At 61.9% G+C, this 12,870-nt stretch carries 12 protein-coding genes and 1 pseudogene; 1 reads left to right on the forward strand and 12 read right to left on the reverse strand.

Translation table 11 applies throughout. From position 1 onward, the window contains the following. Window positions 1-41: 41 nt before the first annotated feature. A complete protein-coding gene (locus tag B9C43_RS58635; RefSeq protein WP_235038819.1) occupies window positions 42-704 on the forward strand; it encodes a hypothetical protein in 663 nt (220 codons plus the stop codon). Here B9C43_RS58635 and B9C43_RS60155 read toward each other — a convergent pair. The 12 genes and pseudogenes from B9C43_RS60155 to B9C43_RS24820 all read right to left on the reverse strand — a co-directional run. Further along, a pseudogene (locus B9C43_RS60155) lies at window positions 624-1,685 on the reverse strand (recombinase family protein); the annotation flags it as partial. The gene B9C43_RS58635 and the pseudogene B9C43_RS60155 sit on opposite strands and share 81 nt — an antisense overlap. Continuing rightward, entirely contained in the window at window positions 1,682-3,805 is a 2,124-nt protein-coding gene (locus B9C43_RS24770; RefSeq protein ID WP_084429491.1) for a recombinase family protein, read from the reverse strand. The pseudogene B9C43_RS60155 and the gene B9C43_RS24770, both read right to left, overlap by 4 nt. Before the next feature lie 53 nt (window positions 3,806-3,858). Beyond that, entirely contained in the window at window positions 3,859-4,269 is a 411-nt protein-coding gene (locus B9C43_RS24775) for a helix-turn-helix domain-containing protein (protein WP_084429493.1), read from the reverse strand. A gap of 141 nt (window positions 4,270-4,410) precedes the next feature. Beyond that, on the reverse strand, window positions 4,411-5,490 hold the full coding sequence (locus B9C43_RS24780; protein ID WP_143446561.1) for a hypothetical protein: 1,080 nt from the start codon (window positions 5,488-5,490) through the stop codon (window positions 4,411-4,413). Window positions 5,491-5,509: 19 nt separating this feature from the next. Next, window positions 5,510-6,352, reverse strand: coding sequence for a replication-relaxation family protein (locus tag B9C43_RS24790; RefSeq protein ID WP_084429499.1), 843 nt, complete (start codon window positions 6,350-6,352; stop codon window positions 5,510-5,512). A 226-nt stretch (window positions 6,353-6,578) separates the two neighbouring features. Continuing rightward, a complete protein-coding gene (locus B9C43_RS24795) occupies window positions 6,579-8,777 on the reverse strand; it encodes a type IV secretory system conjugative DNA transfer family protein (protein ID WP_084429500.1) in 2,199 nt (732 codons plus the stop codon). After that, a complete protein-coding gene (locus B9C43_RS55745) occupies window positions 8,770-9,006 on the reverse strand; it encodes a hypothetical protein (protein WP_143446562.1) in 237 nt (78 codons plus the stop codon). Before B9C43_RS55745 ends, B9C43_RS24795 begins: the two co-directional genes overlap by 8 nt. Before the next feature lie 153 nt (window positions 9,007-9,159). Further along, window positions 9,160-9,372 (reverse strand): hypothetical protein, encoded by a 213-nt coding sequence (locus B9C43_RS24800; RefSeq protein WP_084429501.1) that lies wholly within the window; start codon window positions 9,370-9,372, stop codon window positions 9,160-9,162. Next, window positions 9,369-9,977 (reverse strand): MT-A70 family methyltransferase, encoded by a 609-nt coding sequence (locus tag B9C43_RS24805; RefSeq protein WP_084429502.1) that lies wholly within the window; start codon window positions 9,975-9,977, stop codon window positions 9,369-9,371. The genes B9C43_RS24800 and B9C43_RS24805 overlap by 4 nt, the downstream gene beginning before the upstream one ends. A 207-nt stretch (window positions 9,978-10,184) precedes the next feature. Further along, window positions 10,185-10,751: a hypothetical protein gene (locus tag B9C43_RS24810; RefSeq protein ID WP_143446563.1), complete on the reverse strand. Its 567-nt coding sequence runs from the start codon at window positions 10,749-10,751 to the stop codon at window positions 10,185-10,187. A gap of 134 nt (window positions 10,752-10,885) precedes the next feature. Next, window positions 10,886-11,986, reverse strand: a complete 1,101-nt coding sequence (locus B9C43_RS24815) for a hypothetical protein (RefSeq protein WP_084429504.1) — start codon at window positions 11,984-11,986, stop codon at window positions 10,886-10,888. After that, complete coding sequence (locus tag B9C43_RS24820) at window positions 11,983-12,822, reverse strand: hypothetical protein (protein ID WP_084429505.1); 840 nt, start codon at window positions 12,820-12,822, stop codon at window positions 11,983-11,985. Before B9C43_RS24820 ends, B9C43_RS24815 begins: the two co-directional genes overlap by 4 nt. Window positions 12,823-12,870 lie beyond the last annotated feature (48 nt).

The raw sequence follows: 12,870 nt of genomic DNA on the forward strand, positions 1-12,870 counted from the left end.
CCAGAAGGGCCGTCTCCGACGAGGGAGACGGCCCTTCTGGCATGTGGAATGCGGCCGTACGGGGTTCCTGTATCAGGCTTGTCGGGCGGTTCATCTCGGTCGCGCTGCATGTCATGAAGCAGGCCGAATGGCTCGTGCAGTTCGTGCTCCGTGACCTGGTCCTGATCGACGTAGAGCTTCTCGAAGATGGCTTGGTTCAGCAGACGCCGTTGCTCGTCGTCGCATCGCCGGTACAGCTCTTGGGGGTTCTCGAGCAACTCGAGAGACAGTTCAATCAGGCGGGCGGTGACGGCGAGCTCCTCGTTGGTGTCCTCGAGGCGAACCTGCAGGCGCTGACGCTGTCGCTCGATATCGCGAAGCTTCTCTTTGACCTTGGCTTGCGGGATCGTCTCGTCGCCATCGGCCACCAGGTCGATCAGGTTGGATTCCTTGACGTCGAGGGCATGTATCTCAGTCGTGAGCTGTCGGTGGAGGAGCCTGGTTGCTGCCTCCTCATCTTCGAGCGCCTTGGCGACGTGGCTGCGAACGTCGGCGACGAAGCCGGGGGCAAATCGGACGGTGGCGTAGTGCGCCTCGACGGCGTCCTCGACATGGATGACATTGATGTGCGGGCTCGGACACGTGCCGTTTTGCTTGTTACGGCAGAAGAAGTAGGTGTACTCGGTGCCGCGAGAGTTGACGGTGTGCTGAATGATCATGCGTGACGTGACGCCAGCTCGGTGGCAGCGTCCACAGTAGAGCGATCCTTTGAGGTAGTGGTGGTGCACGCGTCGGCGCTCCTGTGCGGTTGCTCGGGTTTCGATGATGGCTTGGACGGCCTCGAACAGCTCCTCGCTGATGAGCGGTTCGTGGCGGCCCTTGAACTCTTCGTCTTGGTAGGTGACGTAGCCGATGTAGTAGCGGTCACGCAGCATCATGGACAGCTTGTTGATCGAGACTTGCTTGGACGGATGACGAGCGGTCGCCCGAGTGCGGAGGCCGCGGTCGTAAAGCTCGCCGGACAGATCGGCCAGCGTGTACTCGCCCGTGGCGTACAGCTCGAAGGCAAGGCGCACCAAGGGAGCGCGCTCCTTGTCAACCATGACGGTGCGGATCTCGCCGCCTTCAGGTTTCGGGATGCGCACGTTGAGGTAGCCGAGCCTGGCCTGGCCTATGGTCCCGCCGTTTCTGGCTTTCTGGCCCATTTTGTACTTGATGTCGGCGCCGCTGGCCTGCGACTGGTACTGGTCGACCGCATGGAGGATGGTCTCGACCATGGCGCTTTCGGGACTTTCGCCCATGTCGAGGATGGTGGAGACGATGCGGGTGCCGACCTTCTTCAAGTCCCGCTTGGTGATGCCGGCGTCGACGGCATCGCGGAACACTCGGTTGAAGTGGTAAACGATGACGTAGTCAATGTCCTTTTGGGACTTGACCCAAGCGATCATCTCCTGGAAGGTCGGGCGCTTCTCGATACTGGTGGCCGTGCGGCCCGGCTCGACGAACTCCCGGACGATGTCGGCGTCAAGCGACTCGGCCTTGCGCTTGGCCGCCTCACGCTGAGCTGGGATGGAGATGCCTTCAGGGTTGAAGTCGGTATTGACCTGGCCTGGTGTCGAGACGCGGAGATAGAGCACGGCTCGTTTACGGCGCTTTACTCCACTGGCGTAGGCCGCGACGGTGCTGTTGAGGCTGGTGTCGTTCATGCAGCGAGACCTCCTTTCTTTCCAGTGGTTTCGTCGGGAACGCTCCTGTCATCTGGCGTGTCGGTACGGCGACTGAGAACGGCGCATCCAAGCTTCATTGCCTGGCGGTGTCTGCGGAGGTGGCGGTTGACTGTCTCGAGGCTGATGTCGAACTTCGTCGCCAACTCTCGCTGTGTCATACCAGCTTGGTTGGCCTGGACAAGCCGCGTGACTTCGACTGGTTTCAGCTTGTGGTTCTCTTTGACTTTGAGCCGTACAGCCGAAGGGTCTGCGGCACCTGACTGTGCAATGACTGCCTTGGAAGTGTTGTACTTCTGGCGTTTAGGGTTTGAAAGACGCTGCTGGTCACATAACTCGAGCGCGCGTAACAGGGGCGTTTTTAGGTTCGAAAGCGAGTCACGGAGGCCAGCCAAAGTATCCGCTTTCAAACCTTCGTAACCGAAAGCGGATACCCGGACGTTATTGAAAAAGCCCGCAGTCGCACGTCGTGCCCTGCGGGCTTTTTGGTTGGTCGTAGGTGTCAGTCGACCAAGCACCGCAGTCGGCGTGACCGTGTCAGTCGTCGGCTTGTTGGCAGTGGCCTGGACCGCAGCCATGGTCTGTGGATCAAGCAGGAGGTCAAACGGCTCGGCGTAGACGGCTCGAACTCCGCGATCGTCAATGTAGAGGCGGGTGAAGACCGCCTGGTTGAGCAGTCGTCTAAGGAGCGGGTCAGCTGCCATGTAGTAGTCACAACCCTCGCGCACCAGATCAAGCGCTCGTGTGAGGGTCGCTTCCACCTGATCAAACCGCTCATTCGCGGCGCTTAGCTGTTCCTCCAACTTAGTCAGTTGCGATGTAAGCTGCTTTTGTTCACTGGCAACAAGGTCCATCGGCACGACGCCGGTATAGATCGCCTCTACCAATTTCTGTCGCCTCGTGTTCAGTGCGGCCCTGGCTGCCAGCAACTGTTTGCGTTTAGTGGCGGCTTCCTGGTGCTGGGCCGACAGCCCAGCGCGGACTCCCGCTTCCAAGACCTGGTGCGAAAGAGCGTCGAGTGTCACGGTCGCCCAGTGGTCCTTGACGAGGTGCTCGACGGTCGCAATGAGCATAGCTTTGCGGGTACAGGATGTTCGTTTCTGTTGCCGTCCAAGGCATACGAAGTAGGGATAGATCACGCCGTGGCGGTTCCTTGCGTTGGTGATGATCAGTCGGCTCTCACAGTCGCCGCAGAAGACGCTGGATTTGAGGTAGTGCGGGTGGTCGCGGCGTTTCTCCCCGGCCGCGTGGGCAGACAGTACATCTTGGACTCGCTGCCATGTGGCTGGATCTGTCAGTCGCTGGTGGTTACCGCGGTGCATGATGCCTCGGTAGACGACCTCGCCCTTGTAGTAGGGATTGGTCAGCAGCGAGTGCAGCACGTTTGGCCGCAAGGGGCGTGACGGCTGCTTTGGCGTATGCCGAGTGGTGAGCCCTCGTAGCTCCAGTTCGTCGGCGAGCGACCTGAGCGTCCAATCGCCAGTCGCGAAAGCCTTGAAGGCCCAGGTGATCAGCTCCGCACGCTCAGGATCGACCTCGACAGTGCGTTCCTCGCGTCCTTCGGGACTGAAGCGTCCGACGTTGCGGTAGCCGAGTGGCGCCTTGCCAGGAGTGCCACCGGTTCTGGCCTTCTGGCTCATACCTTTATGGACTTCGGTGGCGAGGTTGCGGGAGTAGAACTCCGCGATAGATGACATGATGCCGTGCACCAGCATGCCGGACGGGGTCTCATCAATGTTTTCGGTCGCCGAGACCAGCGTGGCGCCCGACTCCTTGATCGCCATCGTGATCTCAATGTCGTCGACTCGGTTGCGCGCCAGCCGGTCTATCTTGTGGACCAGCACGTAGTCGACGTGGTGCTCGAGCAGGTAACGCAGCATTCGCTGCAGATCCGGGCGGTCGGCAGATTTGGCGGACTCACCTGCGTCGCGAAACTCCTCGATGATCGCCGCTCCAAGGCTTTGGGCCTTGCGATGGAGTGCCTCGCGTTGCGCTGGGATCGAGAATCCCTCGGACTGGCCCCCCTTTGCGGCTTGCTCTTTGGTAGAGACTCGCAGATAGATGATGGCCGTCTTAGTTTCGTTTTCCTCCGTTCTTGTCATAGTGACCTCCTTTCTTTTACGACGCGCCTCTCTCGGCGCGCCGAAAATTTGTCTTATTGCGTTTGATCAGTACCTCCCTTCTGGTCGCGCTGGCCAGCCATCAGTTCGCGTAGCGCCTGTGCAGCGTGCTTATCAATCACCTGGTGGAGCTCTTGTTCCATCCGGCCAAGTACGTCCTGCGGAAGATGGGGGTACTTGGCCCGCAGGTAGTACGACAGGTTCGGTAAGTCCGACGGCGTGATGTAACCGGCCATCACGAATAGGTCGGCCAGCGGCAGGTCGAGTGCGTCTGCCAGGCACTTCAGCGTGTCCGGTTGCGGGTGGCATACCTTGCCGTGCTCGATGCGCGTCAGCGAACCGCTATCTACGCCAGACTTACTTGCCAGCCCGCGAAGGCTCATGTTCCTTGCTTCGCGCAGGTGTTTAAGTTGCTCTCCAAATTGCTTTGCAGTCGTGTCGTTCATGTTCCAAATTTTCTCCTTTTCACCATTTTACCTCTGTTATGGGTAATTACCAGCTTTTGTTGACAATTTGGCTACACATTGTGTACGTACCCCTAGAAAAGTTTGGAGATGTTGCGACGCGTTATTTGCATCAGCGGCGTGCTATTTCATGAACACGTAGAACTTGCCGTGAAACTCCACCACGTCCCAGGTTTCGCGCGCCATGGCGTGAAGCTTCTGGCGATCGAGAGATACGTAGTCCGCAAGCCCCCATCCTTCAGCGGCGGCCCGGATGGCAGTCATGGCGGTCGGGATGTCGGCAAGCACGTCGACCAGTTCGTCCATCGAGGTGAAGCTGCCGATGTAGACGTCCCGGTAGCGCTTAGACAGATCGGTCTGGCCGGGATCGACGCTTGGAAGCGTCAGGTACGCACGGAAGGCGTCGCCGGCCTCGCGGATGCCTTGTTCTACCTGGGGGCTATTTTTTGGGTCTTCCGTTGTTGGTGGTGCGGTCGGCTGTCGGCCGAGGTCGGTGCGCGAGGCGAGATGTTGCTCGAAGCGCTCGATCCAGGCGCCCACGTCGGCGGTGCGCCAGCCGTGTCGCTTGAGGAGTTGGCATTCCTGGTGCAGTCGGACGGGGTTGGCATCGCCAGTGTCGGCGAAGCGCGCCATCTCCGAGTCGGGATCGAGCAGCAGCGCAGACAAGGCAGTCGCGAGATTTTGTGCATCCTCAGCTGGTAAGGCCTCACCGCGGGCATCCGCTCTCGCGAAGGCGATACGAAAGTAGGCACTGACCTTTTCCAGCGGGGTGCCGTCGATTGGCACCTCCCGGGTCTGTTCCTGCGGCGGCTCTTCCTGATCCGGCAGCTTGATCACGTACGTGCCGAGCCGGTTGATCCAGTCTCGTGTCTCCGTATCGTCCGGTGAGATGGAGCTATGCATCCCGGCGAGTTCCCGCGCTATGGCTTCCTTGTCGGCGTGACTGGTGGCAGCGAAGTGGTGCAGAGGGCCGCTGATGGGATCGTCGAGCCGGTTAGCGAGCGCGCGGGCAATGGCTCGTGCACCCCAGTCCGGTACTTCGCCGTTTACGGCAACGGCCTCAACGATGGCATCGTCGATAACGTCCTGGAGCGCGTCGTCCTGCTGGATGGCGCCAGTCAGGTCGATCTCGGCAGGATGGAGCCGTTCGGCTTCGGGGCCTCGCGGGTCGTCGTCTGGTGAGCGGTGTGGTTGGTGTTCCATAGGTGTGGTTCCTCCTTTCTTAGTGAGTGGTTTGTTGGGGTGCGGTCGGTTCGGCATCGGGTGACGTGCCGCCGCCGGTTGCGATGAGCTGTCTGAAGTCCTCGGTGGTGACGACCCGGAACAGCTCCGGCTGAATTGCCGTATCGGCAGACAGGGCGGCCTCAATGGCCGCTGCCCTGGCCGTGTCCGGCACAACCCAGATCACGGCGGGGAATAGCCCGTGGCGGCCCTGGTGGGCGCCGGTGGCGGCGTAGCGCTGGTACACCTTGGCTTTGCGCACCACGACGGGCGGATGCTCCGTCGCCAAATCTGCCTCAAAAAACCAGTGGTCTTCATAGTCACCGCTCGCGGTGACGGCATAGAGGTCAGGCTTGAGCCATTCGAACGTGCCGTGCGGGCCGACGAACGATTGCCAGCAGGAGGGTTCGGTGTCGACACGGACGACCTCGATCACGGCTTGGTCCTGCAACTCGTACAGCCCGATGGCCAAATCGGCCACGGCGAGCGTGTGCGCCGCGAAGGCGGGTGACGGTTCGACGTAGCGGCGACGTTGTTTCTCGCCGTGCATGGTGCGCAGCAAGCGTTCGCCGGTGGCGCCGAGCTGCCAGGTCACTCCTGATGAGCCAGCTCGCACGCCGCCGATTCGCCGGGCGAGTCTGGCCACCAGATTCCGGGTTTCGAGTCGTGTCAGGACGCGCATGACGGCTCCGGAGGCGGCAGCCAGACTGGCATGACCTTGCGCGAAATGCAGCCGTCGAATGTGGGCAGTGGTAAGCAATCGATAGGAACGCAGTGATTCCAGGATTGCAATGTCTCTAGTGGACAGGTGTATGAGCAGGCTGGTGGCGTCGGTCGGGCTCATTGTCGACTTCCTGCCCTAAAGCCGACCTGGCCGCAGTCGCCGGGCGCGGCCGCGTGACCCCCAGATTGGGGGTCAGTCCCATCCCAAAGGGTAAGGAGCAGGCGGCTTGAGCTGCGGAAACTGTAGGAAGTGTCGGTCGCGAAGATAGGGGCGGACAGAGCAGCGAACACGCAAGCAATCGCTTTGTGTCGATCGACAGTCGCTGGCTGCTCTCTGGCACGTCTTTTCATCGTTGCCTCCGCTTCCGGCCGATGCGTCCAGGTGCAACGACGGACTCTGGAGCAGTGCCTTCGGTCTGCTCTGGTGAGGCATTGCTTTCGTTGTCGGCCTCGTCTTTGGGTGTGACGGCTGGAGGCGGGGCGTAGTTGGCTCGCGCGGTTCGTCGGACCGTCTCCGGATCAGTGGTGGCTGCCGGTGGCGGCAACGTTCGTACCAGCGCCCAGCCGGACGGATGGCCGTCCGCTACGAGGTTGACGTAGGCGTGGTAGCGCGGCAGGGCCAAGAAGTCCTCCGTGGACAGATCGCGCGTCAGTTTGGCGGTATCACGCGCGTCCTCGAACTCGGTGGCGAATTGGATCTTGCTGCGGGCATTCATGTCGACCGCGGTCTTGAGCGTCGGTGGAAACTGGCTACGAAACTGGGCTGCTAAGAACCAGCCGACAGACAGCGACCTGCTGACAGCGAGCGCGTCGGCTAGCGACACAGGAAGATTCAGGAATCTGGGGGCCTCGTCGACGTACACCATGCCGGGCCGTTTGTTGGCGCCAGGCTCATTGGCGCGTTCTTGGGTTGCCTGCCAGAGATCGGCGATGATCAAGCTGCCGAGCAAAGACACGGTGCCTGGGCCAATGAGCCCTTCATTGAGCGGTACGAGCACAATCTTGTTGTCCCGGAACGTATCCCGCAGCCGGAACTTACCTGCGCGTTGATCTAGCATGCGGATCACGGCAGGACGGAGCAGAAACTGGCGCAGCTTGTTCAGAGGCGCGGCGATGGCGGCAGCTTGGGCTTGTGGCGACTGGGCTTCGTACCATGCCCAGAAGCCGGCCAGCGCTACGTCGCTCTTGACGCGGGCAATCTGCTTGCGTCGAAAGACTGGATCGGTTAGCAGCTTCGGGACGTCGATCAGGGTGGCGGGTTGTTTCGATGTGCTGGCACGAGCCAGCGTGCGCAGGCAAGCGGAGAAGATGTCGCTGGAGCGCGGTCCCCAGCCGTCGCTGAACACGGATTCGAAGACCGCCAAGATGCCGTCAACCACGACATCGGGATCACGGCTGGTGACATCGAGCGGGTTGAAGCCGACGGGAACATCGTCACTGGCATCCAAGATCACCACGTCGTTTAGACGATGTTCCGGAATGCGTTTGGTGATGTCGTCAATGAGCTGCTTCTTCGGATCGAGCACGGCGATCGGTCGGCCCGCCTCGATGTCGGCAAGGATGAGGTTGAGCGCGACGGTGGTTTTGCCTGACCCGGACGGTCCATACGAGACGGTGTGGAACATCTGGTCGCTCGGGGCAATCCCGATACGACGAGTGTCGCCCGGAGCCGCACTCTCGGCAAACACTCTGGGGCCAGTATGGACGGATGCGTGCGCTCTTAGAGGCTTCGGATGCGCGGCCGGCAAACCTGGCAGATCTGCATCACCGAGCGGCCAGCCCAACATGCCTACGAGCTCCGCCACGCTTATGTGCAGCGGCCAACGCCAGGGCAATCGCACCTCGTTGAGATGCTTCGGGTGTTGCCGGAGCAGGTCGATCTTGACCCCTGGAGATTGGGCGGTGGCGAGGCTACTAAGGAGCCCAACCATGAAGCGGTGCCGCCGATCGGTGTCAGAACTGGCGGCTCCCAGACGAATAGTGGCCGCGAACCCGCCCTGGGACAGGCGCTCTTTCATGCGGTTTCGTGTCTCGCTACTGGCTGGCCGTTGCCCGGCCGTGAGCGTCTCAAGTAACCCGACATCTGGTGCCGCGGCCTTTGGTGGAACAGCGCGCGGTGCCCGGCGCGGGCCGAGCACCACCTGCACGACTTGGCTTTCGTCTGGGTGCATAGGTGTGGCTAACGCGGAGAGCAGTGCCCGGCTGGTGGCCTCGGCGGTGTCGCTAAGCAGCGGCAGCCCAGGGGGATGGATATGAAGACGGCCCGCCACCTGGACGGCGGGGCGCGGTTCACGCTGACCCGGGTTTGGCGTGGTGAGAGCGCTGCCCGGGATGAGGTCGGCCAGCATGCGCCGCAGCGGATGGACGTCGGTGTTGCGAGAGCCGAGTAGGTGCCGCGTGCCGCTCTCGTCGGCCCATACCTCCATGACGATCCGTGGGGCGCCGCGATCCGCCGCCAGCCGGGCGAGGAATCGGGACACCGTGGCCGCGTCCAGAGGGCGAGGCAGATGCAGTGCCGAGAACACCAGACCGTCGATGCTAGGCATGTGCCTCACCTCCTGGCCGGGCGTTTTCCTTGGAGGTGTCCTTTGACCGGGACGCTTTGGCCGTGTGTTCCGCCTGCGCTTCGCGCTCTGCTTCGGCCATGGCGAGGCCGATGAGGGCTTTTGAGAGCTTGCCGATATCAACGGGGTCGCGGCGGACTCCGCGGACGGTGAAGCGGTGGTCTCCGTTTCGTTTGGTTCGGTCTCTATGCTTTCTTTTGCTTGCGGTCATAAGTGATACCTCCTCTCGTTTACACGACGATCTGAGTGCTGCTTGTAAACAGCGGCCTATTTCGCCACCACTTATGGACGATTTTGGTCAGAACGTCAATAATATTTGTTAATTCCACAACACTTTGCCACTGTTGACTGCAGCGCGGCGACGTCACCACCGCGAGCGTCTCCACCGCACAATCGCGACAACGATCCAGCTGATTGCCATCAGCACGAAGCCGCCGATAAGCCAGGGCCAGATAGGGCGAAGGAACTCGATCGCGAGGTTCAGTGCGATGACGGCGCCGAGCAGCAGCAAGCTGGTGTGGAAGATCCATGGAACTGGATTCGTCACCGGCGATTCCGACTTCTTGTTGCTACTCATCGCGGCTCACCGTGCCCACGGCTCTGTACCGCGACGTCACTTGGCACCGGATAGCCAGGAACGACGATGTCGCTGTCCACGGCGTTGCCCCATACCGACCAACCACGGGTGCTGGGCGGGCGCCTGCGGGCGAACAGCTCCAGGTAGGGGCCGCTAGAGACGCGCTCGATGAGGGCGTACTGCTCTTCCGGCTTGTGCGAATGATGTTGCACGGGTGCGTTGAACCACGTCGGCTGCGAGCGGAAGTTGACTGGGGCCTTTCCGCGGGTGGCGAGCAGCAAGTGCTCTGTGGTGTTTCGCAGATACTGCCCAAGTCCGAGCCTGAATTTGATCCAGGTCAAGGGCGAACGAACCGTAAAACCCCAGGCCTCGGCCACGTCGTAGCCGTCGCGAAGCGTGGCGTTGGTGACCCAGAGCCACAAATGGCTATTGTCGGCTGCGAGGTCACGGATGGGCATTTCCTTGATGCGCTCCAGGCTCATGAGCCGGTAGTGCTGCTCGGCACCACGAGCACCCTTCTGTTGGATATCCCATGGGGGATCGGCCAGGATGGTGCGGAACTTTGTAGTGGTAGTGCCCTGAGCTGGAATGACCTCCTTAGACATGTTGTCCTCCTTTTCTTCGTCCCGGGGTTAGCCGGGAGGTCGCCCTTAGTTATGGAGCGGCGCGAGCTAAATAGGAACCATCGGCTCGCCCGAATGTTCGGGCGAAGATTCGAGTGAACCGATGGGCGGTTGCCTCTGTTTTGAGCGTGGGTTGTGGCGTGGCAAGAACCAGCAGAAATGAGTTGTGGAATTTACGACGACCAGCTGCTACGTCGCCACGTGACTGCCTGGTCGGTGCGTTACCAGGCTGGCAAACAGCGCCCGTGCTACGGCACCGGGCGAGTCGGAACGGTCGATGTGAGTGATCGAAACCTGCCCATCGAGTTCCGCCGGCGTCACGCAGCTGCCGAGCACCACGAGGTGCACCTCGCCGGCGAAGTCCTCCAGGCCGCGAAAGACCCTGCTGGGATCGCGGTCAAGCAGCAAGAGATCGCTGAAGATCACCAGTGTTGCTGCGTGTTGTGGGCATGATTCGGCAAACGCCGCCGCCCGCCTTAGGCTGGGGCCGAGTTCGCTTGAACCGGCCGCGCCCTGCGGGACACATAGGCTGCGGCTGAGACGTCGCATCCCGTTTCGTGTAAGGGAAACCGGCCCGACGTCGCCGCGTGGCGTGTCAAAGTGGAGCAGCGCGGCCAGCTCCCGGCGCGATCCTCGTCGGGCCACCACCGTGAGGGCTCGCCGGGCTTCGGCATACCGATTCGACAGCGGGTCGTTGCCGGTCGAACCGGTGACGGAGTACGAATCGTCGAAGATGGCGATCAGCAGCGTCGGCACCGGCGCCGGCTGGCCTGGATCGCCGAGAACATATCCGCCGCTGGTCGAATGGGCTACTTCTTGGTCCGTCTTGCTTGTGGGTCCGAGCAAGTGACTGGACAGCAAGGTGCTTGGAAGAAGTCCGTCGTGTCGGTTCATGCCGCACCACCGCGCCGCGGTCGCCTCCCGATAACCCCGCTCTGTTCGCCCACCGGGTAGCCGTGACCAAGGACGTGTGGATTCTGACGCTGCACCCGCCAGGACAGCGACTCCACCCGCTTCCCTGCGGCCTGGCCGCGCAGCTGATACTCGGCCTGAATGGAGCGGGCTGCTTCCTCGGCCTCCGCCTGTCGCTTCGGTGCTGCCGACGACGCCAGCTGTAGATACCGTTTTTCCACTTGTCCGACACGCTTTTCGGCTGTGGCAAGGAAGTCCGCCACCTCGTCGGCTGCTGAGTACCCGAGAAGCAGGGAACCGATCGCCGTCGCCGCAGCGAGCAGGCCGAAGGTGAGACCCGCCTCGTTGCCCTCGATGCTGCTGCGCAGCGCGAAGATGGCCACCATCACCAGGGCCGCGACGACTCCCGATAGCAAGCCGATGAGCTTGACGATGCCGATGCCCTTGTCAGCGCCGGTGAACAGGCGCCGGTAGCGCTGTTCGTCCTGGGATAACGACTCCGGATCACGCTGGCGAGCGCGTGCCATCCGGATGTCTTTGAGCTCTGATCCGACCAGACCGGCACAGGCCGCAGCCACACCCGACGCGAGTGCTTGACCGAAGGCGATGTACGGCACATCGCCATTGACCACAGCTGCCGACCAGACGCCGGCGGTGTCACCGAAGATCAGGATTGGCCAACAGATCCAGTACCTGACTTTCGCGCCTGGCTCTCTCCGGACGTACGGACCCAACACTGCGGCTGCGTGCTGGTGGTCGGCGTGAGCCGCAGTTACTGCCTTCTCGGTTTCGGCGAGCAACTCGTCGATGGCCGAGGTTGTCGGGGAAAGACCTTTGGCCTGCATTTGGTGTGGCCGTGCCTCGCGCTCACCCTCGGCCGGCCAGACCAGCTCCTGCTCATCGGCCAGGGCATGGTGTTCCTGCTCGACGTAGGTCACGCCGACATTCGCCGGCCGCGGTTGCGCAGTCGCTTGGTTGATCAGCGGAAGCGTGGTGGTGTCGGCTTCTCGCGTCCACAGATCTACCGATTGCTGTGGATAGTGGTGTCGCTTCGGCTCCTTGCCGAACACCAAGCTCACCGACCTGCAGTGGCGTAGTCGCTGACTGCGGTGCAAGAGGCGGCATGCGTTCGCTCGCAAAGCCGCTGGAAGTAGTGCACCAGGCCTTCCGCTAGCGCGGACGGCGGTGCGCCTTCGGCCACTCGGCCGAGTCCGGCCACGGTGACGGAAGCTCCCGGCAATTTGGGCACCGTGACCTTGTCGGCCAGCATCTCGGCTTCTTGCTTGCTCAGCGGCCGAGCACCAAGGTCAACGCCAACGTTTTGAATACCGTCGCTCATGATCGACAAGTCCAGGCGGTAACTGCCACCGAGCTGCTGGATCCATTCGGCTGCCAGCCGGTACTGGGCGTGAATATCGCTGCCGGTCTGGGGCAGGGCCTGGACCGCCGGGCCGTAGCCGGATCGCACCTTGTCCATGACACCGGTGACGGCTTCAGGTACGCGCTTCAGCCTGGCGTTGTCCGTCGCGCCGTCCTGCTTCAACAAGCCGTCGAACAACAAGCTCGTGGCTGCACTGCTAGACGAAAACGCCTGGACTCGAAGGTATCCGGAGCACACGGCCGTGCGCGTGGCGATCGACTCGATGGCAATCATCCGTTCGGCCGTGATGGCGTTCGAGGCGCTGGAGCCGGTGCCGTCCAGCAGCACCAGTGAGGCGGGCGGTGCGGCCGGATCGCAGGTGGCGAGGATGGCTTGGTTGTCGCCGAGTTCGCCCCGTCGGGACGACGTGCCGCTGCTGCATGCGGCCAGCAACAGGATGACGATCAGGATGGCGGCATAGACCCAGAGCCGACACTTGAAACGACGCAGGTCTGCGGAGTGAGAGATAGATATGCGCGGTTCCTTTTTAGACATGGAGCACCTCCGATTAGTTGTCTTTGGGTGTGGTGGCAGAGTGATCAA

The organism is Kibdelosporangium aridum, from assembly GCF_900176515.1.
GTDB lineage: Bacteria > Actinomycetota > Actinomycetes > Mycobacteriales > Pseudonocardiaceae > Kibdelosporangium > Kibdelosporangium aridum.